The sequence below is a fragment of the Streptomyces sp. NBC_01476 genome (assembly GCF_036227265.1).
Classification (GTDB): domain Bacteria; phylum Actinomycetota; class Actinomycetes; order Streptomycetales; family Streptomycetaceae; genus Actinacidiphila.
Genome location: NZ_CP109446.1, coordinates 4,096,513 through 4,118,358, shown reverse-complemented (window position 1 = coordinate 4,118,358; position 21,846 = coordinate 4,096,513). Strand labels below are relative to the sequence as shown.

Annotated in this window: 18 protein-coding genes; 9 read left to right on the top strand and 9 right to left on the bottom strand. The window is 69.4% G+C overall.

The window, feature by feature from the left end; translation table 11 throughout:
- The first annotated feature begins 10 nt into the window (after positions 1 to 10).
- Positions 11 to 1,456, top strand: coding sequence for a CCA tRNA nucleotidyltransferase (locus tag OG552_RS17970; RefSeq protein ID WP_329134126.1), 1,446 nt, complete (start codon positions 11 to 13; stop codon positions 1,454 to 1,456).
- Here OG552_RS17970 and OG552_RS17965 read toward each other — a convergent pair.
- The 3 genes from OG552_RS17965 to OG552_RS17955 all read right to left on the bottom strand — a co-directional run bounded on the left by OG552_RS17965 (position 1,428) and on the right by OG552_RS17955 (position 4,678).
- Positions 1,428 to 2,846 carry an MFS transporter gene (locus OG552_RS17965; RefSeq protein ID WP_329134124.1) on the bottom strand — a complete coding sequence of 473 codons (1,419 nt, stop codon included), beginning with the start codon at positions 2,844 to 2,846 and terminating at the stop codon, positions 1,428 to 1,430. The two genes, OG552_RS17970 and OG552_RS17965, sit on opposite strands and share 29 nt — an antisense overlap.
- Before the next feature lie 84 nt (positions 2,847 to 2,930).
- Entirely contained in the window at positions 2,931 to 4,013 is a 1,083-nt protein-coding gene (locus tag OG552_RS17960) for an inositol-3-phosphate synthase (protein ID WP_329134121.1), read from the bottom strand.
- 23 nt (positions 4,014 to 4,036) lie between these two features.
- Positions 4,037 to 4,678 carry a PadR family transcriptional regulator gene (locus OG552_RS17955; RefSeq protein WP_329134119.1) on the bottom strand — a complete coding sequence of 214 codons (642 nt, stop codon included), beginning with the start codon at positions 4,676 to 4,678 and terminating at the stop codon, positions 4,037 to 4,039.
- A gap of 389 nt (positions 4,679 to 5,067) precedes the next feature.
- Here OG552_RS17955 and OG552_RS17950 point away from each other — a divergent pair, with 389 nt between their 5' ends.
- Positions 5,068 to 7,833, top strand: a complete 2,766-nt coding sequence (locus OG552_RS17950) for a transglycosylase domain-containing protein (protein WP_329134117.1) — start codon at positions 5,068 to 5,070, stop codon at positions 7,831 to 7,833.
- A 59-nt stretch (positions 7,834 to 7,892) separates the two neighbouring features.
- Positions 7,893 to 9,413: a glycosyltransferase family 87 protein gene (locus tag OG552_RS17945; protein WP_329134115.1), complete on the top strand. Its 1,521-nt coding sequence runs from the start codon at positions 7,893 to 7,895 to the stop codon at positions 9,411 to 9,413.
- A gap of 7 nt (positions 9,414 to 9,420) precedes the next feature.
- On the opposite strand, the gene OG552_RS17940 is transcribed toward OG552_RS17945, so the two are convergent.
- The 3 genes from OG552_RS17940 to OG552_RS17930 form a co-directional block, all read right to left on the bottom strand.
- Positions 9,421 to 10,461 carry an alanine racemase gene (locus OG552_RS17940; RefSeq protein WP_329134114.1) on the bottom strand — a complete coding sequence of 347 codons (1,041 nt, stop codon included), beginning with the start codon at positions 10,459 to 10,461 and terminating at the stop codon, positions 9,421 to 9,423.
- Positions 10,462 to 10,497: 36 nt separating this feature from the next.
- Positions 10,498 to 11,619: a lipid II:glycine glycyltransferase FemX gene (locus OG552_RS17935; protein WP_329134112.1), complete on the bottom strand. Its 1,122-nt coding sequence runs from the start codon at positions 11,617 to 11,619 to the stop codon at positions 10,498 to 10,500.
- A 189-nt stretch (positions 11,620 to 11,808) separates the two neighbouring features.
- Positions 11,809 to 12,135: a hypothetical protein gene (locus OG552_RS17930; protein WP_329134110.1), complete on the bottom strand. Its 327-nt coding sequence runs from the start codon at positions 12,133 to 12,135 to the stop codon at positions 11,809 to 11,811.
- Positions 12,136 to 12,408: 273 nt separating this feature from the next.
- Here OG552_RS17930 and rpsF point away from each other — a divergent pair, with 273 nt between their 5' ends.
- Genes rpsF through rplI form a run of 4 tightly spaced genes read left to right on the top strand, consistent with a single transcriptional unit; the run spans position 12,409 to position 14,090 of the window.
- Positions 12,409 to 12,699, top strand: a complete 291-nt coding sequence (gene rpsF / locus OG552_RS17925; protein ID WP_329134108.1) for a 30S ribosomal protein S6 — start codon at positions 12,409 to 12,411, stop codon at positions 12,697 to 12,699.
- A 42-nt stretch (positions 12,700 to 12,741) separates the two neighbouring features.
- A complete protein-coding gene (locus tag OG552_RS17920) occupies positions 12,742 to 13,344 on the top strand; it encodes a single-stranded DNA-binding protein (protein WP_329134106.1) in 603 nt (200 codons plus the stop codon).
- Positions 13,345 to 13,386: 42 nt separating this feature from the next.
- Positions 13,387 to 13,623, top strand: coding sequence for a 30S ribosomal protein S18 (rpsR, locus tag OG552_RS17915; RefSeq protein WP_031512678.1), 237 nt, complete (start codon positions 13,387 to 13,389; stop codon positions 13,621 to 13,623).
- Positions 13,624 to 13,640: 17 nt separating this feature from the next.
- Positions 13,641 to 14,090 (top strand): 50S ribosomal protein L9, encoded by a 450-nt coding sequence (gene rplI / locus OG552_RS17910; RefSeq protein ID WP_329134104.1) that lies wholly within the window; start codon positions 13,641 to 13,643, stop codon positions 14,088 to 14,090.
- 221 nt (positions 14,091 to 14,311) lie between these two features.
- On the opposite strand, the gene OG552_RS17905 is transcribed toward rplI, so the two are convergent.
- Positions 14,312 to 15,709 (bottom strand): MATE family efflux transporter, encoded by a 1,398-nt coding sequence (locus OG552_RS17905; RefSeq protein ID WP_443070962.1) that lies wholly within the window; start codon positions 15,707 to 15,709, stop codon positions 14,312 to 14,314.
- Positions 15,710 to 16,161: 452 nt separating this feature from the next.
- On the opposite strand from OG552_RS17905, the gene dnaB reads away from it, so the two are divergent.
- Positions 16,162 to 17,610 carry a replicative DNA helicase gene (dnaB, locus tag OG552_RS17900; protein WP_329134102.1) on the top strand — a complete coding sequence of 483 codons (1,449 nt, stop codon included), beginning with the start codon at positions 16,162 to 16,164 and terminating at the stop codon, positions 17,608 to 17,610.
- A 157-nt stretch (positions 17,611 to 17,767) separates the two neighbouring features.
- Here the strand turns inward: dnaB and OG552_RS17895 are convergent, their stop codons facing one another.
- Complete coding sequence (locus OG552_RS17895; protein ID WP_329134100.1) at positions 17,768 to 18,001, bottom strand: hypothetical protein; 234 nt, start codon at positions 17,999 to 18,001, stop codon at positions 17,768 to 17,770.
- A 7-nt stretch (positions 18,002 to 18,008) separates the two neighbouring features.
- Here OG552_RS17895 and OG552_RS17890 point away from each other — a divergent pair, with 7 nt between their 5' ends.
- Positions 18,009 to 18,359, top strand: a complete 351-nt coding sequence (locus OG552_RS17890; protein WP_329134099.1) for a hypothetical protein — start codon at positions 18,009 to 18,011, stop codon at positions 18,357 to 18,359.
- Between the two features lie 64 nt (positions 18,360 to 18,423).
- On the opposite strand, the gene OG552_RS17885 is transcribed toward OG552_RS17890, so the two are convergent.
- Complete coding sequence (locus OG552_RS17885; protein WP_329134097.1) at positions 18,424 to 21,708, bottom strand: discoidin domain-containing protein; 3,285 nt, start codon at positions 21,706 to 21,708, stop codon at positions 18,424 to 18,426.
- Positions 21,709 to 21,846: the final 138 nt, after the last annotated feature.

Below are 21,846 nucleotides of genomic sequence, written 5' to 3'. Positions count from 1 at the left end.
CTTTTACGTTGTGCCGAATGCCAACAATGCCGCCCAGACGCAAGCGCCCCGCCACCGGGTCGAGCCCGTGGCCGAGGAACTCGGCCGGCTCTTCCACGATGCCGGATTCCGGCTCGCCCTCGTCGGCGGATCGGTGCGGGACACCCTGCTGGGCCGCCTCGGTCATGACCTCGACTTCACTACCGACGCCCGGCCCGAACAGGTGCTGAAGATCCTTCGGCCCTGGGCGGACGCGGTGTGGGAGGTCGGCATCGCCTTCGGCACTGTCGGCGCGCGCAAGGACGTGCCCGGGCCGGGGACCGACGCGGTGAAGAGCTTCCAGGTGGAGGTCACCACCTACCGCTCCGAGGCGTACGACCGGACGTCCCGCAAGCCCGAGGTGTCCTACGGCGACACGATTGAGGACGATCTGGTCCGCCGTGACTTCACGGTAAACGCGATGGCGGTCGCGCTGCCCGGCTCCGACTTCATCGACCCCTACGGCGGCCTGGACGACCTGGCGGCCCGTACCCTGCGCACCCCCGGCACCCCCGAGGCGTCCTTCTCCGACGACCCCCTGCGGATGCTGCGGGCCGCCCGTTTCGCCGCGCAGCTCGACTTCGAGGTCGCGCCCGAGGTGGTGGCCGCGATGACGGAGATGGCCGACCGGATCGGGATCGTCTCGGCCGAGCGGGTCAGGGACGAGCTCAACAAGCTGCTCCTCTCCGACCACCCGGTCAAGGGACTGCGGCTGCTGGTCGACACCGGGCTCGCCGAGCGGGTGCTGCCCGAGCTGCCGGCGCTCCGGCTGGAGCGCGACGAGCACATCCAGCACAAGGACGTCTACGAGCACAGCCTCACCGTGCTGGAGCAGGCGATCGACCTGGAGACGGACGGCCCGGACCTGATCCTGCGGCTGGCCGCGCTGCTGCACGACATCGGCAAGCCGAAGACCCGGCGCTTCGAGCCGGACGGCCGGGTCTCCTTCCACCACCACGAAATGGTGGGCGCCAAGCTCACCAAGGCCCGGATGACCGCGCTGAAGTACCCCAACGACCAGATCAAGGACGTCTCCCGGCTGGTCGAGCTCCATCTGCGGTTCCACGGTTACGGCAGCGGCGAATGGACCGACTCCGCGGTCCGCCGCTATGTCCGGGACGCCGGCCCGCTGCTGGAGCGGCTGCACAAGCTCACCCGCTCGGACTGCACGACCCGCAACAAGCGGAAGGCCGCGGCGCTGTCACGTACCTACGACGCACTGGAGGCGCGGATCGCCGATCTCCAGCAGCGCGAGGAGCTGGACGCCATCCGCCCGGATCTGGACGGCAACCAGATCATGGAGATCCTGGGCGTCCCGCCGGGCCCGCTGGTCGGCAAGGCGTACGGGCATCTGCTGGAGCTCCGGCTGGAGAACGGCCCGCTGGGCGAGGAGGGCGCGGTCGCCGCGCTCAAGGAATGGTGGGCGGCTCAGCACTGAACCCGGCCGATGTTCCACGTGGAACATCGGCCCCCGTTCCACGGCTCGCCGTTCCCCGCGCCGGGGCCCCGCGCGGGGAACGGGTGCCGGCCTCGTGGGTTCCACGGGGCGATGTTCCACGTGGAACATCGCCCCGGCGCAGGCTCACCGCGACCGCCGCGTAGATCAGGGTCAGCGCGATGATCAGCCCTGAGGAGCGGCCGTCCGCCGGCAGCACCAGGGCGGAGACCGCGGCGGCGCCGACGAAGGCCACATTGAAGGCGACGTCGTAGAGCGAGAAGATCCGACCCCGATAGGCGTCGTCGGTGCGGGTCTGGACGACGGTGTCGGTGGCGATCTTGGCGCCCTGGGTGGTGACGCCGAGGGCGAAGGCCGCCACCATCATCGGCGCGGTGGTGAAGCTCAGGGCGAGCAGCGGCAGCAGTACCGCGGAAGCGGCCGAGCAGCCCGCGATCCAGCCGGCCGTGCCGAATGGAACGGTGGCCCATGGCGTGACGATCGCGGCCACGAAGAAGCCGGCCGCCGAGATACCGACCGCGAGGCCCAGCAGCGCCAGCCCGGCGTCACTGTCCGCGGGGTCGGACCAGGCGTAGCGGCAGAGCATCAGCAGCGTCACGGTCAGCGCGCCGTAGCAGAAGCGCATCGCGGTCATCGCGGTCAGCGCCCGGCGGGCGGCGGGGCGCTGCCTGAGGTGTGCCAGGCCCTCGGCGAGACCGCGGGCGGTGGAGGCGAGGGCGGCGCCGATCCGGGGGCCGTCGCCGGTCAGGTCGGGGCCGAGCAGATCGCGCCCGAGGGCGAGTGCGGACAGCCCGGCGGACAGATAGAGCAGTGCCCCCAGCAGCACGGTGGCCGCGTCGGCGCCGGCGCCCTGCGGGAGGAAGAGGTGCACCACGAAGGCCGCGCCGCCGCCGACGGTGGCCGCCAGGGTCCCGGCGGTGGGCGCCAGCGAGTTCGCCGTCACCAGCCGTTCGGCGTCCACCACCCGGGGCAGCGCGGCCGACAGGCCGGCCAGTACGAAGCGGTTGACGCCGGTGACCGAGAGCGCGGAGAGGTAGAAGAGCCAGTCCGGCACGTGCAGCAGAATCAGGACGGCGGTCCCGCAGGAGAGCACCGCCCGCAGCAGATTGCAGTGCAGCAGCACCTGCCGGCGCCGCCAGCGGTCGAGCAGTACGCCGGTGAACGGCCCGAAGAGCGAGTACGGCAGCAGCAGGACGGCCATGGCGGAGGCCACCGCACCCGGTGAGGTCTGCTTCTCCGGGGAGAAGACCACATAGGCGGCGAGCGCGACCTGGAAGACGCCGTCGGAGAGCTGGGACAGCAGGCGTACCACCAGCAGCCGCCGGAAGTCGGGCAGCTTCAGCAGCACGCGGAGATCGCGCGGGGCGGACATGGGGACAGCTTCACACGGCCGCCCGCACAGCGAAGGCCCCGGGGGCACGCCCCGGGGCCTTTCACATCAGCCGAAGCCGGCAGATCAGCGCTCGACCTCGCCGCGGATGAACTTCTCCACGTTGTCGCGGGCCTCGTCGTCGTAGTACTGCACCGGCGGGGACTTCATGAAGTACGAGGACGCGGAGAGGATCGGGCCGCCGATGCCGCGGTCCTTGGCGATCTTCGCGGCGCGCACCGCGTCGATGATGACACCCGCGGAGTTCGGGGAGTCCCAGACCTCCAGCTTGTACTCCAGGTTCAGCGGGACGTCACCGAAGGCGCGGCCCTCAAGGCGGACGTACGCCCACTTGCGGTCGTCGAGCCACTGGACGTAGTCGGACGGGCCGATGTGCACGTTCTTGGCGCCGAGGTCCCGGTCCGGGATCTGCGAGGTGACGGCCTGCGTCTTGGAGATCTTCTTCGACTCCAGGCGCTCGCGCTCCAGCATGTTCTTGAAGTCCATGTTGCCGCCGACGTTCAGCTGCATGGTGCGCTCCAGGACCACACCGCGGTCCTCGAAGAGCTTGGCCAGCACGCGGTGCGTGATGGTCGCGCCCACCTGGGACTTGATGTCGTCACCGACGATCGGCACACCGGCCTCGGTGAACTTGTCCGCCCACTCCTTGGTACCGGCGATGAAGACCGGAAGGGCGTTGACGAAGGCGACCTTGGCGTCGATGGCGCACTGCGCGTAGAACTTCGCCGCGTCCTCGGAGCCGACCGGCAGGTAGCAGACCAGAACGTCGACCTCGCGGTCCTTGAGGACCTGGACCACGTCGACCGGGGTCTCGGCGGACTCCTCGATGGTCTCGCGGTAGTACTTGCCGAGCCCGTCGAGGGTGGTGCCACGCTGCACGGTGATACCGGTCTGCGGGACGTCGGTGATCTTGATCGTGTTGTTCTCGCTGGCGCCGATGGCGTCCGCGAGGTCGAGGCCGACCTTCTTCGCGTCGACATCGAAGGCGGCCACGAACTCGACGTCACGCACGTGGTATTCGCCGAACTGCACGTGCATGAGCCCAGGCACCCTGCCGTCCGGGTCGGCGTCCTTGTAGTACTCGACACCCTGCACCAGCGACGAGGCGCAGTTGCCTACGCCAACGATGGCTACGCGAACCGAACCCATACCGGTTGCTCCCTGTGTAATCGTCACGCGGTTCCCCGGTCTCCGGGTCGGCCGCCGTTCTCTTGGTTGTTGTGGTCGTGGTCCTGCTCGGCGGCCGGCTGCTCGACGCGGCCGGTCCGCTCGGTCTCGATCAGCTCGTTGAGCCAGCGGACCTCGCGCTCCACCGATTCCATGCCGTGCCGCTGCAGCTCGAGCGTGTAGTCGTCGAGCCGCTCACGGGTGCGCGCCAAAGAGGCGCGCATCTTCTCCAGACGCTCCTCCAGACGGCTGCGCCGTCCTTCCAGGACGCGCATCCTGACGTCTTTCGACGTCTGGCCGAAGAAGGCAAAACGAGCGGCGAAGTGTTCGTCCTCCCAGGCGTCGGGACCGGAGTGGGCGAGGAGCTCTTCGAAGTGCTCCTTGCCCGCGGCCGTCAGCCGGTAGACGATCTTCGCCCGGCGGCCGGCCAGGGGCGCGGCGAGCGGATCGCTGTCCGCAGCCGTCTCCTCGATCAGCCATCCCTGGGCGACCAGCGTCTTCAGGCAGGGATACAGAGTCCCGTAACTGAAGGCGCGGAACACCCCGAGCGAGGTATTGAGCCGCTTGCGCAGCTCGTAGCCGTGCATCGGGGACTCCCGAAGCAGTCCGAGAATCGCGAACTCGAGGATTCCGGAGCGCTTGCTCAATCCCTCGTCCCCTCGTCCGCGTACCGATCCGCGTGCCGCGGCTCGTCCCGGTCCGGCTACCGTGTTCTCACTGTCTCGACCCGATGTATCGAGTCGATACATCGAGACGATAGAACGGCCCGACACATCATGCAAGGCGCGCGGCGGTGACCGGTGTCACATCGGGGGATGTGTGGGCTGTCAACCGCCCGTTATGCGTTGATCGTTCGTGTCGAGCGCCTTTTGGTCGTGCGTACTCTGTTCGGCATGCGAAGCACCGGGAACCCCGTGACGCCGGCATGCGTCTTGATCCTCGGTGCGGTGCGACCCGACTCAGTCGCACGCAGGGGGACCGACCCGAATGTCATCGTTGCCTTCAGGCGACCCCGCCTGTCGAGGAGTAGCTGTTCATGAGCGAGCACCGTCGCAAGCTGCCGCAGTCATCGCCGCCCCCGGGCGGCCGGGCTGCCGCCCGACGCGGAGGGCAGCAGCCGACGCCCCCGCCGTCCGGCGGGCGGCGAGCCGCAGGAGGCCCCGCGCCGGGCGGGCAGCCGCCCGCCGGCCACGCCTCCGGCGGCCCGGCCGGCGGACCCAGCGCCGGCGGTCCCCCGCGCGGTGAAGACCAGCAGCCGTACCAGGGCCGCGCCGCCGCCCGCCGCGCCGCACAGGGCGGCCGGGCCGCCCGGCGCAAGGGCGGCGCGGGCAGCGGCCCCGGGGGTCCCGGCGGCCCGGCGGGCCGTGGCGGCCGCGCCCCCGGCCGGCGGCCGGCCAAGAAACGGTTCATCGACTACCCGCGCTACGGCAAGGACGGCTGGCGCCGGTGGATGCCGTCATGGCGGCAGGTGACCGCGGTGTTCATCGGCTTCGCCGGCACCCTCCTCGGCCTGGTCGGCATCGCCTACGCCATGGTCGGGGTCCCGGACGTCAATCTCGCCGCCACGGCGCAGAACAACGTCTACCTCTGGGACGACGGCCACCAGATGATCGCCACCGGCGGTGATGTCAACCGCCAGATCATCAGCATCGACGCCATCCCGAAGGCGATGCAGGACGCGGTCATCTCGGCGGAGAACAAGACCTTCGAGACCGACCGGGGCGTCGACCCGATGGGTATCGGGCGCGCGCTGTTCAACATGGCCAAGGGCGGCGAGACGCAGGGCGGCTCGACCATCACCCAGCAGTACGTCAAGAACACCCGGCTCAACCAGCAGCAGACCTTCACCCGCAAGTTCAAGGAACTCTTCATCTCCATAAAGGTCGGCGCGACCATGAAGAAGTCCGAGATCATGGCGGGGTACCTCAACACCTCGTACTTCGGGCGCGGCGCCTACGGCATCCAGGCGGCGGCCCGTACGTACTACGGCGTCGACGCGGCGAAGCTCAACCCCAGCCAGTGCGCCGTCCTCGCCGCACTGCTCAAGGGCCCGACGTACTTCGACCCGGCGGGCAACCCCGGGATCGACCCCAGCGCCACCGCGGCGAGCAACCTGCAGAACTCGCAGGAGCGCTGGTCCTGGATCCTGGACCAGGAAGTCAAGAACAAGCGGATGTCGCCCGAGGACCGGGCGAAGTACACCAAGTACCCGATGCCGCTGCCGCAGAAGCAGAACGCGCAGATGGCCGGGCAGATCGGCTACATGGTGACGCTGGCCAATCAGTACCTGATCAACAAGAAGGTGCTCACCCAGGACCAGCTCAACCAGGGCGGCTACGAGATCCACACCACCTTCCAGAAACCGAAGGTGGACGCGCTGACCGCAGCGGTCAAGAAGGTCCGCGACGCCAACATCAAACCCGGCGGAGCGCACAAGAACGCCGACGGCGAGGACATGGACCAGTTCGTCCAGTTCGGTGGCGCCTCGCTCAACCCGAAGAACGGCGCGATCCTCGCCATCTACGGCGGTGAGGACGCCACCAAGCACTTCACCAACAACGCAGACGAGACCGGCGCGCAGGTCGGTTCGACCTTCAAGCCCTTCGTCCTGGCGGCCGCGATGACCCACGGCATCCGGGATCCGAAGAAGGGACCGGTCCAGAGCGACGACGAGCGGACGGTCGTCTCCCCGGACAGCTGGTTCAGCGGCAAGGACAACCAGCTGATCAACGACTACACCGGCAAGCCATGGGAGGGACTGGACGACAAGGGCCAGAAGATCCAGTGGCGCCAGCCCAACGACGACGGGGAGAGCGTCCCCAAGGTCACCCTCCGCACGGCGCTCGACGACTCGCTCAACTCCCCGTACGTCCAGCTCGGCCAGGACGTCGGCACCGACCTGGTGCACGAGGCCGCCATCAAGGCAGGACTGGTCGCGGACGCCTCCAACGGCCTGCTCGACTACAAGAACAGCGTCACGTACTCCATCGGTACCTCCTCGCCCAGCGCGATCCGGATGGCCGACGCCTACGCGACGTTCGACAACCACGGCGTGCAGAACGACCCGTTCTCGGTGAAGAGCGTGGTGCACGAGGGCTCGACGCTCTGGTCGCACAAGGACGAGTCCAAGCAGGCCTTCAGCTCGCTGGTCTCGGACACCATCACCGGCATGCTCACCGACGTGGTCAAGAAGGGCACCGGTACCACCGCGCAGCTGGACGGCGGCCGGATCGCGGCGGGCAAGACCGGTACCACCGACGACAACAAGTCGGCGTGGTTCGACGGCTACACGCCGCAGCTGTCCACCTCGGTCGTGATGTTCCGGCGTGACGACCAGTCGCACGTGGACAAGGCCACCGGCAAGGTGAAGGTCAACCCGTTCCTGTCGATGTTCGGCACCGCCGGCGTCACGAAGATCCACGGTAATTCCTTCCCCGCGCAGATCTGGAAGGACTACATGAACGCGGCGCTGGCCACGGAGCCGAAGCTGCCGTTCGACAAGCCGGCCTCGAAGGTCGGCGACGTCATCTACGGCAACGTGCCGAGCCCGACGCCCACCCCGACGGCGACCACCCCGACCCCGACCACGGCTCCGCCGACCACCGCGCCGGCCACCACGCCGCCGCCCACGCCGACGGACACCCCGCCGACCGGGCCGACCCCCTCGGACACGCCGACCCAGCCCTGCTTCCCGTGGCAGAGCTGCGGCACGACCACCCCACCGGCGAGCCCGACCGATTCGCCGACCGCGACACCGACCGACACCCAGCCGGGCCGCGGACCCACCAAACCGGGAGGGTGACGCCCGAGAACTGACACGGGGGCTCTCGCCCGCACAGTCACGTACGGCAGGATGGCGCCATGACGAGCGTGCACGACCGTGCAGAGGACGACCGGCGAGAGCCCCCCGTGCGGCCCACCGAAGAGGACCCCCTGGCCACCGCGGCCAGTGATCTGATCGGCGGCCCGGCCGGGCGCTGGGCCGCCGTCGGCGGGCACCGCTGGTGGAATCCGCTGCGGGTGATGGTCCTGGTCGTGATCGGCCTGTTCGCGCTCGGCATGGTGCAGAAGGCGTCCTGCTACTCCAGCGGCTGGTTCCAGGGCGGCGACGCCCAGTACATCCACGCCTGCTACTCCGACATTCCGCACCTGTACGCGCAGCGCGGTTTCGCCGCCGACCTGGTGCCGTACTTCGACCGCATCCCCGATGCGATGAGCAGTTCGCCGGACATCCACTACCTGGAGTACCCGGTGCTCACCGGCCTCTTCATGGAGGTCGCGTCCTGGCTCACCCCGCACGGCACGGCGCAGCACAGCGCGCAGATCTACTGGATCGTCAACTCGGCGATGCTGATGATCTGCGCGGTGGTGCTGGTGGTCTGCGTGGCGCGGACCAACCGGCGGCGCCCCTGGGACGGCCTGTTCATCGCCCTGTCCCCCGCGCTGGCGCTGACCGCCACCATCAACTGGGACCTGTTCGCGGTCGCGCTGGCCGCCGCCGGCCTGATGCTCTGGTCACGCGGCAAGGTGGTGCCCGCCGGGGTGCTGATCGGCCTGGCCACCGCGGCCAAGCTCTATCCGGTGCTGCTGCTGGCCGCCCTGTTCATCCTGTGCCTGCGGGCCGGGCGGATGCGGCAGTGGGGCGGCGCACTGGCCGGCGCCGTAGTGGCCTGGCTGGTGGTCAACCTGCCGGTGATGCTGCTGGCACCCGACGGCTGGGCGCAGTTCTACACCTTCAGCCAGGAGCGGCACACCGACTACGGCTCCTTCTGGCTGATCATCATGGAGCGCTCCGGCAATCCGCTCTCCGGCGTGAACGCGTACGGCACCGCCGTGATGCTGCTGCTCTGCGCGGGCATCGCCTGGCTGGCGCTCTACGCCCCGCGCCGCCCCCGGGTCGGCCAGCTCGCCTTCCTGGCGGTGGCCGCGCTGCTGATCAGCAACAAGGTCTACTCACCGCAGTACGTGCTGTGGCTGCTGCCGCTGGCGGTGCTGGCCCGGCCGCGCTGGCGGGACCTGCTGATCTGGCAGGGCACGGAGGTGCTGTACTTCCTCGGCATCTGGATGCGGCTGGCGTACGTCAGCGGGACCAAGCGGCACGGGCTGACCGCCGACGCGTACCACCTGGCCATCGCCGTCCACCTGATCGGCGTGCTCTACCTGTGCGCCCTGGTGGTGCGGGACATCCTGCTGCCGCAGCACGACGTGCTGCGGCAGGACGGACAGGACGACCCGGCGGGCGGGGTGCTGGACGGCGCCCCTGACGCGTTCGTGCTGCGCCCGGCGCCCTATGAGGCGCCCAAGCACGCGGCCTGGGCGCACGGACCGAGCAGCGGGCCCGAGGCGCCCGAGGGCGTCTACGACCCCGGCAACGGGCGCTGAGCGGTTCTCAGGAGGGGTTGCGGTCCACGACCCGGTCGAACTGGGTCGTGGTGTGCCGCAGATGCGCCACCAGCTCGTCGCCGACCGCGGGCGGCGCCACGTCGCTCGGCAGGAAGAGGATCGAGACCTGCATGTGCGGCGGCTCGGCGAACCACCGCTGCTTGCCGGCCCACACGAAGGGCGACAGGTTGCGGTTGACGGTGGCGAGGCCGGCCCGCGCCACGCCCTTGGCCCGCGGCATCAGCCCGTGCAGCGCCTTGGGAGCCTCCAGGCCGACGCCGTGCGAGGTGCCGCCGGCCACCACCACCAGGTGGCCGTCCGCCGCCGACTTCTCCTGCCGGTAGCCGTACCGCTCGCCCTTGGCGATCCGGGTGACGTCCAGCACCGCGCCGCGGTACTCGGTGGCGTCGTGGTCGCCGAGCCACAGCTGGGTGCCGATCCGGGCCCGGAACTTGGTCTGCGGGAACTGCTGCTGGAGCGTGGCCAGCTCGGTGGCCTTCAGATGGCTGACGAACATGGTGTGCAGCGGCAGCCGGGCGGCCCGCAGCCGCTCCATCCAGGCGAAGACCTCCTCCACCGCCTCGCTGCCGTCGGTACGGTCCAGCGGCAGGTGAATGGCGAAGCCCTCCAGCCGCACGTCGTCGATCGCGGTGTGCAGCTTCACCAGGTCGTCCTCGGCGACGCCGTGCCGCCGCATGGAGCTCATCACCTCGATCACCACCCGGGCGCCCACCAGGCCGCGTACGCCCTCCACCGAGGAGACCGAGCGGATCGCCCGGTCGGGCAGCGGTACCGGCTCCTCGCCGAGCCGGTACGGGGTCAGCACCAGCAGATCGCCGCCGAAGAAGTCCTTGATCCGGGCCGCCTCGTACGTGGTGCCGACGGCGAGCATGCCGGCCCGCAGCCGGGTCGCCTCGTCGGCGAGCCGCTCGTGGCCGAAGCCGTAGCCGTTCCCCTTGCAGACCGGCACGATGCCGGGGAACTGGTCAACCACGGACTGATGGTGGGCACGCCAGCGTGCGGAGTCGACGTACAGGGTGAGCGCCATGGCCTGGTCAAGACCTTCCTTGTGCGAGTCGGCCGGTCAGCGGCGCGACATGTAGATGTCGAGTGCCTTGTGGAGCAGCTTGTTGAGCGGGAAATCCCACTCGCCCAAGTATTCGGCAGCCTGGCCGCCGGTGCCCACCTTGAACTGGATCAGGCCGAACAGATGATCGCTCTCGTCCAGGGAGTCGCTGATGCCGCGCAGATCGTAGACGCTGGCGCCCATCGCGTACGCGTCCCGGAGCATCCGCCACTGCATCGCGTTGGAGGGCCGGACCTCCCGCTTGTGGTTGGCGGAGGCGCCGTAGGAGTACCAGACGTGGCGGCCGACGGTGAGCATGGTGGCCGCGGCCACCGCCTCGCCCTCGTGCACCGCCAGGTAGAGCCGCATCCGGTTGGGGTCCTCGGCGTTGAGCCGGGTCCACATCCGCTGGAAGTACGACAGCGGGCGCGGGCGGAAGTGGTCGCGCTCGGCGGTGATCTCGTAGAGCTGCTGCCAGACCGCCAGGTCGTCGTAGCCGCCCTGGATCACCTGCACGCCGGCCTTCTCGGCCTTCTTGATGTTGCGGCGCCACAGCTGGTTGAAGTTCTTGAGGATGTCGTCGAGCGAGCGGTTCTCCAGCGGGACCTGGTAGACGTAGCGCGGCTGTACGTCGCCGAAGCCCGCCCCGCCGTCCTCGCCCTGCTGCCAGCCCATCCGGCGCAGCCGCTCGGCCACCTCGAAGGCCCGCGGTTCGATGAAGGTGGCCTCCACGTCCCGCAGCCGCTTGACGTCAGGATCGGCGATGCCCGCCTTGACCGCGGTGGCGTCCCAGCGGCGGATGATCACCGGCGGGCCCATCTTCACGGTGAAGGCACCCTGCGACTTGAGGTGGGCGAGCATCGGCTGCAGCCACTCGTCGAGGTTGGGCGCGTACCAGTTGATGACCGGGCCCTCGGGGAGATACGCCAGGTACCGCTTGACCTTCGGGAGCTGCCGGTAGAGAACGAGGCCGGCGCCGACCATCTGGCCGGACTTCTCGTCGAACCAGCCGAGGCTCTCCGACCGCCACTCGTTCTTCACATCAGCCCATGCCGGGACCTGGCAGTGGCTCGCCGACGGCAGGCTCTGGATGTACGCCAGGTGCTGCTCGCGGCTGATGGTCCTCAGGGTCAGGCTCATGCGGGGCGCTCCCCATGCTCAGACAGCGGGCTTTACTGGCCCGAAGCCTACTGCGAGGGGGGAGCGCCCCCGCTACCTGCTGCGGCCACCGGAGGTACCGGGACCGGGCGGGCGGTGGCCGGACGGCGTGGCCGCGCGGCCTGGCCGGGGGCCTGACCGGGGGCCGGCCGCGCGGCCTGGATCCGGGGTCTATACGAACCCGCCGTGTGCCATGCCGATGTAGAAGCCGATCCCCGACATGCCGAGCCCGATGATGAAGCCGTACCGCTCCGAGGTCGTCACCGAGATGTACTGGCCCCAGGCACCGGTCAGCAGGCCGGCCACACCGGTCCACGCGGCCACCGCGTGCAGGAAGTCGAATCCCGCGGTGATGGAGGCGACGAAGCCGAGCGCCAGCGTGACCAGGACCAGGGAGTTCTCCAGCGGATGACGCCGGCCGTCGGAGTTGAGGGAGAAGGGACTGGGACGACGGGCCCGGTCGGCCCGGTGGGTCTGTGCCGCGTGCTGTTGTGCCATGGGGCACCTCCGTGACGGAGCAATGGCGCAAGGTAGCGCCCTACACACCCGATGTGTACAGATTGCGGGCATTAGGGACCGGATTTCAACCCGGGGGACCAGCCCGGGTAGTCTGTACGGTCTGCACCGGTTCTCCGCGCGGGCACGATCAGGCCGACCCGAGGTCTTCGGGCGGCAGTGTCAGTGGCCCGCGCTACCGTTGCGACGCAAAGCACAAACCCTCCTGCCACGGAAATGCCGTGGCCGCTGAGTCCAAAGGAGGTGGGTTCCCCTATGCGTCACTACGAGCTCATGCTCATTCTCGACCCCGATCTGGAGGAGCGCGCTGTCTCCCCGCTGATCGAGTCCTTCCTCGCCGTCGTCCGCAACGGCGGCGGCAACGTGGAGAAGGTCGACACCTGGGGCCGTCGTCGTCTCGCCTACGAGATCAACAAGAAGCCCGAGGGCATCTACTCGGTCGTCGACCTCAAGGCCTCGCCCGAGGTCGTCAAGGAGCTCGACCGTCAGCTCAACCTGAACGAGTCGGTGCTGCGGACCAAGGTCCTCCGTCCGGAACTGCACTAGTCCGGGCCCCCGAGTAGCAGCAGTCACCAGAGAGGTCATCCCATGGCAGGCGAGACCGTCATCACGGTCGTCGGCAATCTCGTCGACGACCCCGAGCTGCGCTTCACCCCGTCGGGTGCGGCGGTCGCGAAGTTCCGCGTCGCGTCCACTCCCCGTACCTTCGACCGGCAGACCAATGAGTGGAAGGACGGCGAAAGCCTCTTCCTGACCTGCTCGGTCTGGCGGCAGGCGGCTGAGAACGTCGCCGAGTCGCTCCAGCGCGGCATGCGCGTCATCGTGCAGGGCCGCCTGAAGCAGCGGTCGTACGAGGACCGTGAAGGCGTCAAGCGGACGGTCTACGAGCTGGATGTCGACGAGGTCGGCGCCAGCCTGCGGAGCGCCACCGCGAAGGTCACCAAGACCAGCGGTGGCGGCGGCCGCGGCGGTCAGCAGGGTGGCTACGGCGGTGGCGGTGCCGGCGGCCAGGGCGGTGGTTCCTGGGGCGGCCAGGGCGGCGGCGGTGCTCCCGCCGACGACCCCTGGGCGACCAGTGCACCGGCCGGCGGTGGCCAGGCCGGGGGTGCCCCGGCCGGTGGCGGCGGTGGTGGCTGGGGCGGCGGCTCCGGTTCCTCCGGCGGCGGCTACTCGGACGAGCCGCCCTTCTAAGGGCGGACCTCCACAACTTCTTGATCTCATAGGAGAAACACCATGGCGAAGCCGCCTCCGCGCAAGCCGAAGAAGAAGGTCTGCGCGTTCTGCAAGGACAAGACCGTGTACGTGGACTACAAGGACACGAACATGCTGCGGAAGTTCATTTCTGACCGTGGCAAGATCCGTGCCCGCCGCGTCACCGGCAACTGCACTCAGCACCAGCGTGACGTCGCCACGGCCGTGAAGAACAGCCGTGAGATGGCGCTGCTGCCGTACACGTCGACCGCTCGATAAGGAAGGGTGACCGAAGCATGTCGAAGATCATCCTTACCAACGAGGTCAGCGGCCTCGGTGCCGCCGGCGACATCGTCGACGTCAAGCCGGGCTACGCCCGGAACTACCTGATCCCGCGGGGCTTCGCCATCGCGTGGACCAAGGGTGGCGAGAAGGACGTCGAGCAGATCCGCCGCGCCCGCCGCATCCGCGAGATCCACTCGCTGGAGGACGCGAACGCGGTCAAGGCTCAGCTCCAGTCCGTCAAGGTCAAGCTGAGCACCCGGGCGGGCGACACCGGCCGGCTCTTCGGCTCGATCACCCCGGCCGACATCGCCTCGGCGATCAAGGCCGCGGGCGGCCCGGCGGTCGACAAGCGCCGGGTCGAGGTCACCGCGCCGATCAAGACGCTCGGCGCGCACAAGGTCTCGGTACGGCTGCACCCCGAGGTCGCGGTTGTGCTCGACCTGGAGGTCGTGGCCGCCTGAGTGCGGTTGGTGTTCCACGGGGAACGTTGGGCGGGTTCGGCAGCGAACAGGCGCAATGTTCCACGTGGAACACAGTGGGCCGGACATCCCGATTTCGGGAGGTCCGGCCCTCGTTTTTTTGGAGGTCCGCCCCCGTTCTTTCGGTACGGCCCGGGCTGTGACCGGGCCACAGCCGGGGTGGGCCGGGTGGGCTGGGTGGGCTGGTTGGGCCAGCTCGGCGCTCAGCGAGCCGCGCCGGTGACGATCCAGCGGCCGGAGCGGGCCCGCAGCCACAGGGCGGCCAGCCGGGTCAGCATCATCAGGGTCATCGCCCACCACAGAGCGGTCAGGCCCCAGCCGAGGGCGGGCACGGCGAACGCGGCCGGCGTGAAGACGGCCAGCGTCACCAGCATCGACCAGGCGAGATACGGCCCGTCGCCGGCGCCCATCAGCACGCCGTCGAGCACGAAGACCACACCGCAGACCGGCTGGGCGACGGCCACCACCAGCAGCGCGGACATCAGCGCGTGCCGTACCGAGGGGTCCGAGGTGAAGAGCGGCCCGATCAGCGGCCGGCCCGCCACCACCAGGAGTCCCAGCACGAGCCCGCAGGCCACTCCCCACTCGATCATCCGCCGGCAGGCGGCCTGTGCCCCTTGGGCGTCACCGGCGCCCAGGTAGCGCCCGATGATCGCCTGCCCGGCGATGGCGATGGCGTCCAGCGCGAAGGCCAGCAGCGACCAGACGGTGAGGGTGATCTGGTGGGCGGCGATCTCGGTGTCACCGAGCCCGGCGGCCACCGCGGTGGCGATCAGCAGCACCGCCCGCAGGCTGACGGTACGGACCAGCAGCGGGACGCCGGCCTTGGCACAGGCCCGGATGCCCGCGGCGTCCGGGCGCAGCATCGCCCACCAGTCCCCGCCGGCCGTGTCCCCGCTCTGGCGGCGCACCCCGCGGACCACCACGGTGAGGTAGACCGCCGCCATGGCGTTCTGCGCGATGACCGTGCCCCAGGCGGAGCCGGCGATGCCGAGACCGGCGCCGTAGACCAGGGTGGCGTTGAGCGCGGCGTTGGCGGTGAAGCCGCCGACAGCCACGTAAAGCGGGGTGCGGGTGTCCTGGAGGCCGCGGAGCACTCCGGTGGCGGCGAGCACCACCAGCATCGCCGGGATGCCCAGGGAGCTGATCCGCAGATACGTGGTGGCGTACGGGGCGGCCGTGCCGGAGGCGCCGAAGAGGTCCACCAGGCCGGGCGCGGTGGACAGGACGACGGCGATCACCGCGGCGCCGAGCAGCAGCGCCAGCCAGATGCCGTCCACCCCCTGCCGGAGCGCCGCGGACAGGTCGCCGGCGCCGACCCGGCGGGCGACCGCGGCGGTGGTGGCGTAGGCGAGGAAGACGAAGATGTTGACCGCGGTGGTGAGCAGCGCGGCGGCCACGCCCAGACCGGCGAGCTGGGCGGTGCCGAAATGGCCGACAACCGCACTGTCCACCATGACGAAGAGCGGTTCGGCGACCAGCGCTCCGAAGGCGGGCAGCGCCAGCGCGATGATCTCCCGGTCGTGGCGGCGGCGCACGGATCCGGGGAGGCGGACGGGGTCCTGCTGCTCGGGAGGATCGGCGACCGGATGCACAGGCACAGCATAATCGTCCACAAGTAAGAGGTGAAGTGAGCGTCCAGTCATTACGGGCGACTGCGTAGAGTGATCTCCTCCGCGTTGTTTGTGGCGATCTTGGACGCGGCGGAAAAGTTTTTCTCCTGCACAGGCTATGGATGAAGAAGTGCCAGGTCACAGCGGTTGCCGTCAGCCGATTGGCGGCTTGTCCACAGGGCTGTCCCAAGGGCTGTACACAGGTTGGGGGCAGTTCTCCACAGGTATCGGGCCGCCGTCCACACCCCCTGTGGATAACGGGGTTGGTCCGGGTGCCCCGGGGGCCTACCGTGGAGCCTTCCCGACGTACCCGACGCGCCTGTTTCGCGGCGGCCGGGTGGCGCGGTTCTGGTAGCCGTGCCGTGAAAGAGTGGCACGCACGCGGGGTCCGGAAGGACCGGTCGGACGGAGGGAGGGTGACGGGAATGAGCCAACCCCGGATGAGCCAGCCCGAACCCGCCGACGACCACTGGGAGATGCCGCCGGACGAGCCGCCGGCGGTCAGCCCGTTCCGCAAGAAGGGCGCGGGCGAGGAGAGTTCGGGCCGCTTCGGGGAGAACGGCGGCTTCGAGCGGGTGCCCCCGCAGGACCTGGACGCCGAACAGTCCGTCCTCGGCGGCATGTTGCTCTCCAAGGACGCCATCGCCGACGTGGTGGAGGTGCTCAAGGGCGCGGACTTCTACCGCCCGGCGCACGAGACCATCTACAACGCGATCCTCGACCTCTACGCCCGCGGTGAGCCCGCCGACCCGATCACCACCGCGGCCGAACTCACCAAGCGCGGTGAGATCGCCCGGATCGGCGGCACGCCCTATCTGCACACCCTCGTCAACGCGGTGCCGACCGCCGCCAACGCCGAGTACTACGCCGAGATCGTCCACGAGCGGGCGGTGCTGCGCCGCCTGGTCGAGGCCGGCACCCGGATCACGCAGATGGGATACGCGGCCGACGGCGATGTCGACGAGATCGTCAACAACGCCCAGGCGGAGATCTACGCGGTCACCGAGCAGCGGACCTCGGAGGACTATCTGCCGCTCGGCGACATCATGGAGGGCGCGCTCGACGAGATCGAGGCGATCGGTTCGCGCAGCGGCCAGATGTCCGGGGTGCCGACCGGCTTCACGGACCTGGACTCGCTCACCAATGGGCTGCACCCCGGTCAGATGATCGTCATCGCCGCGCGCCCGGCAATGGGCAAGTCGACGCTGGCGCTGGACTTCGCGCGCACCTGCTCGATCGCCAACAAGATGCCCAGCGTCATCTTCTCGCTGGAGATGGGCCGCAACGAGATCGCCATGCGGCTGCTCTCCGCGGAGGCCCGGGTCGCGCTGCACCACATGCGCTCCGGCACGATGACCGACGACGACTGGACGAAGGTCGCGCGCCGGATGTCCGACGTCACCGAGGCGCCGCTCTACATCGACGACTCGCCGAACCTGTCGATGATGGAGATCCGGGCCAAGTGCCGCCGCCTCAAACAGCGCAACGACCTGCGGCTGGTCGTCATCGACTACCTCCAGCTGATGCAGTCCGGCGGCTCCCGCCGCCCGGAGAGCCGCCAGCAGGAGGTCTCCGACATGTCCCGTAACCTCAAGCTCCTCGCCAAGGAGCTCGAAGTCCCGGTGATCGCCCTCTCCCAGCTCAACCGCGGCCCCGAACAGCGCACCGACAAGAAGCCGATGGTCTCCGACCTCCGCGAATCCGGCTCCATCGAGCAGGACGCGGACATGGTGATCCTGCTCCACCGCGAGGACGCCTACGAAAAGGAGTCCCCCCGCGCCGGCGAGGCCGACCTCATCGTCGCCAAACACCGCAACGGCCCCACCGCCACGATCACCGTCGCCTTCCAGGGCCACTACAGCCGCTTCGTGGACATGGCCCAGACGTAACCCAACCGCCGCCGTGTAGGTTCCCAGATCCCGTGCCCCTTTCCCATCGGCGATGTCCCCATCGTGGCCAATCGGACAGGGGAACGGGACTCAGGCTGTCCTGCCCCACCGAAGTCGGCGGATTCCCACTCGGAGTTGGCCGTCGGCGGTGCTCCTGTCAGTGGATCTTGTCGATCCCGGCGAGGTCGCTGCTGATGAGCGGCTGCTTGCGTGAGAGCGGCGGCAACGGCCAGGCCGGGGCTCCCGACTGCTCACCGTCGAAGAACTGCGGCTTGGCGCATTGATCTGGGTGCCGACCTTGCGGGGCGAGGGTCGAGACAGGTGTGAACGAGATGGAGGGGCGGCGGGGCGGTGAAGTCACCCCCGGCCTGTCAGTGTCGATCGTCATCATGGGAGACATGACCAACCCGAACCTGACCTCCGGCAGGATCTGGCGACTTCACCACGGTGACCAAGAGATCGCCCGGCTGACCGTGACCGGGGTCGATATGCCCTGGGTGCACGCCGACGTCGAGACGCTTCCTGGTTTTGAAGAGTTTCGTCCCCTCTTCAGTGAGCAAGAGCGGGCTGCCGACGAGGAGGACTGGGAGCGGGCCGACGCCTGCTTCACCCGGATACGCAGCGCGCTCACCCTGGCGTTTCCCGACGGCGGCCCGGTCGCCGAGTTCATACTGCACATCCACGGCGACGGCACCGCCGGCTGGCGCTGGCACGACGAGTCCTTTGACGCGGTGCGGGGCCGGCTGTGAGGGACAAGGGGGCGCCCCCGGCTCCGGGGGAGGCGGGGGCGCTGGTGGGTGGGGAGAGGGGTGGTCAGGGCGTGGCGGTCCAGACGAAGGTGGCCGCGCCGGTGGCGGAGGAACGGGACGTGGCGGTGACGGTCACGGTGTAGGTGCCCGCCTTCGTGGCGGCGCCGGTGAACGTGCCGTCGGCAGCCAGCGAGATGCCGGGCGGCAGGCCGGTCGCGGTGTAGGCGGTGCCGGCCGCGCTGTTCGGGTCGAAGGCCCAGCTGACCGGGGTGTGCACCGGGCTGCTCATGCCGTACGGGTTCGGCACCGCCAGGGCAGCGGTCGCGGCCGGGGTGACGGTGGCCGGCGTGACGGCGCTGGGAACGTTGAGCGTGCCCGTCACCGGGAGGTTGCGTGAGGAGTCACCCACCAGGATCTGGTAATTGCCCGCCGCGGTCGTCCAGTTGTTGCTGCCGGTGTTCCAGTAGGCCAGGTCATGGGTGCTCACCGTGAAGGTCAGCGTCTGCGACTGGCCCGGGTTGAGGGTCACCCGCTGGTAGCCGCGCAGCTGATGCACCGGCTCACCGGTCGACACCGGGTCGCCGACGTAGAGCTGCGCGACGTCGGTGCCGGCCCGCGACCCGGTGTTGGTCACCGTGACATGGACCGTCGAGTTCCCCCCGGACAGCGCCCCCACCTGCAGATTGCTGAATCCGAAGGTGGTGTACGACAGGCCGAAGCCGAACGGGAAGAGCGGGTCGATGTTCTTCGCGTCGTACCACTTGTAGCCGACGTTGAGGCCCTCGCTGTACTGCACCTGCCCGTTCGTGCCCGGCCACTGCGCGGGGGTGTTGGCGGGCACGTCCGCGAGCGACTTCGGGAAGGTGACCGGGAGCTTGCCCGACGGGTTGACGTCGCCGAAGATCAGCGCCGCCATCGCCGTGCCGATCTGCTGGCCCGGGTAGAAGGCCTCGAAGACGCCCGCGACCTGGTTCAGCCACGGCATGTTGATCGCCGAGTTGTTGTTGAGCACCACGATGGTGTGCGGGTTCGCCGCGGCGACCTGGGCGATCATGTCGTTCTGACTGACCGTGCTGCCGCCGTTGTTGGGCAGGTCGAGCGTGGTGGTGTCGTGCTCCTCGTTGCCGTAGTTGTCGCTGGCGAAGACGATCGCCACGTCGGAGCTGCGGGCCAGGGTGACCGCGGAGCTGAGGTTCGTGGCGTCGTTGTACTGGACGGTGGTGCCGGTGCCGGCCACCCGGTTCTGGATGCCGGTGATCGGCCACACCGTTCCCGAACTGGTCACCGTGGCACTGCCGCCGCCGATGGACTGCACACCCGCGCCGCCGTCCCAGCCGATCACCGCGATCGAGTGGGTAGTGGCGGTGGAGAGCGGCAGGATGCCGTTGTTCTTCAGCAGGACGGCACCCTCCTCGGCGCCCTGGAGGGCGACCTGGACGTGGGCCGGGGTGGTGACGGTGGCGTCCCGCGAACCGCTGGGCGCCTTGTCGAAGAGGCCGAACGCGAAGAACTGCGTGAGCAGCCGGCTCACCATGGTGTCCAGCGTCGTCTGGCTGACGGTGCCGTTGGCCACCGCCTGCGCCAGGAAGTCGGCGAAGAAGTACCCGTTGGGCATTTCCACCGTCAGCCCCGCGTTCGCCGACTCCACCGTCGCGTGGGTGCCGCCCCAGTCGCTGGTGACGAAGCCGCCGAAGTTCGCCTGCTGGTAGAGGCCGGTGTTGAGCAGATCCGGGTTCTGGCAGGCCGGCACGCTGTTGACGATGCTGTACGCGCACATCGCCGCGGCCGGGGACCCCTGCTGGATCGCGGCCTGGAAGGCCGGCAGGTACAGCTCCTGCATGGTCCGCTTGTCGACCACGACCGTGCCGGCCGGGTTCTCGATGTTGTAGACGGCCACGTGCTTCATCTCGGCCATCACACCCTGGCTCTGGATGCCGCGGATGTCCGCTGCCGCCAGCCGTCCGTTGAGGTACGGGTCCTCGCTGAAGCTCTCGAAGGACCGGCCCCAGCGCGGGTCGCGCACGATGTTCAGCGTCGGGCCGAGCGCCACCTGCACGCCCTTCCCGGCGAACTCGGCACCGATGGCCGCGCCGTACTGCTGCTCCAGCGCATCGTCGAAGGTCGCCGCCGACGCGTTGCCGGACGGCATCTGGGTGACGCCGCCGAGGCCGTCACCGACGCCCGCCGGGCCGTCCTGGAGACCGATGTCCGGGATGCAGAGCGACGGTATGCCGGTGATGTTGCCGATGTACGGCGACGCGTTGTTGTTGCCGTGCAGGATCGACACCTTCTGCGCGGTGGTCATCTGCGCCATCACCTGCGCGACACGGGTGGCGACCGGCGCGGTCGAACCCACCCACGGGCAGTCGCCGTTGCCGCCGCCGGGCGGCGGGGTGGTGCCGGTGCCACCGGGCGTCAGCAGGGTGAACTCCCAGAGCGAGTAGCCGTACTGGGTGGCCCGCACGGTGCCGTACATCCGCACATAGCGGCCGGTGCCGGTGAAGGAGAGGTTCTCCACGCCACCAGGACCGTTGGTCGTGGAGTAGACAGTGTTCCACGTGGAACCGTTGTCCGAGACCTGGATCTGGTACGCCTTCGCGTACGCGGTCTCCCAGCTCAACTGGGCGCCGCAGAGGGTCTGCGAGGAGCCGAGGTCCACCTGGACCCACTGCGGGTCGGAGGGCGCGCTGGACCAGCGGGTGCCCGCGTTGCCGTCGAAGGCCGCAGAGGCCGGGGTGCCGGCGTTCTCGGTGGAGGAGGCGGTGGCCGGTTTGCCGAGTGCGGCGGTGGTCGTGGCGCAGGTGGCCGGCGGGTTCGTACCGCCGCCGGAACCGCCGTAGACCTGGAACTCCCAGAGTGAGTAGCCCCATTGGGTGCCCCGCACGGTGCCGTACATCCGTACGTAGCGGCCGGTGCCGGTCACGCTGAGGGTCTGGGTGCCCCCCGTGCCGGTGGTCGTGGAGTAGATGTCGTTCCACGTGGAACCGTCGTTGGACGTCTGGATCTTGAACGCCTTGCCGTACGCGGTCTCCCAGTTGAGCACCACCTGGGTGATCGGCTGGGCGGAGCCGAGGTCGACCTGGAGCCACTGGGGGTCGGTGGCAGCGCTGGACCAGCGGGTGCCGGTGTCGCCGTCCACCGCCGCGTTCGCGGTGAAGGCGTCCTGTACGGAGGATGCGGTGGCCGGCTTGCCCTGGGAGAGCAGCACGGGAGTGGCGGCGTGCGAGGAGGTCGGCACCAGCGAGAGATAGGCCGAGGCGATCAGCGCCAGGGCGAGCAGCACAACGCCCTGGGGAGATTTTCGGAAACGTTTACGGTTCGCGGAGAGGCCAAGTGGGGTGACCCTCATGTGTGCTCCTACAGGTCGGAACGGCTCATCGAGATGGGGGGAACCGATACCGCGACAGCTGCGCCGCGGCCCGTGCGGGGAAGCGGTGGCCGGTGGGCGCCCGCACTGAGAGCGCTCTCTGACCGAAGGGATGTCTAC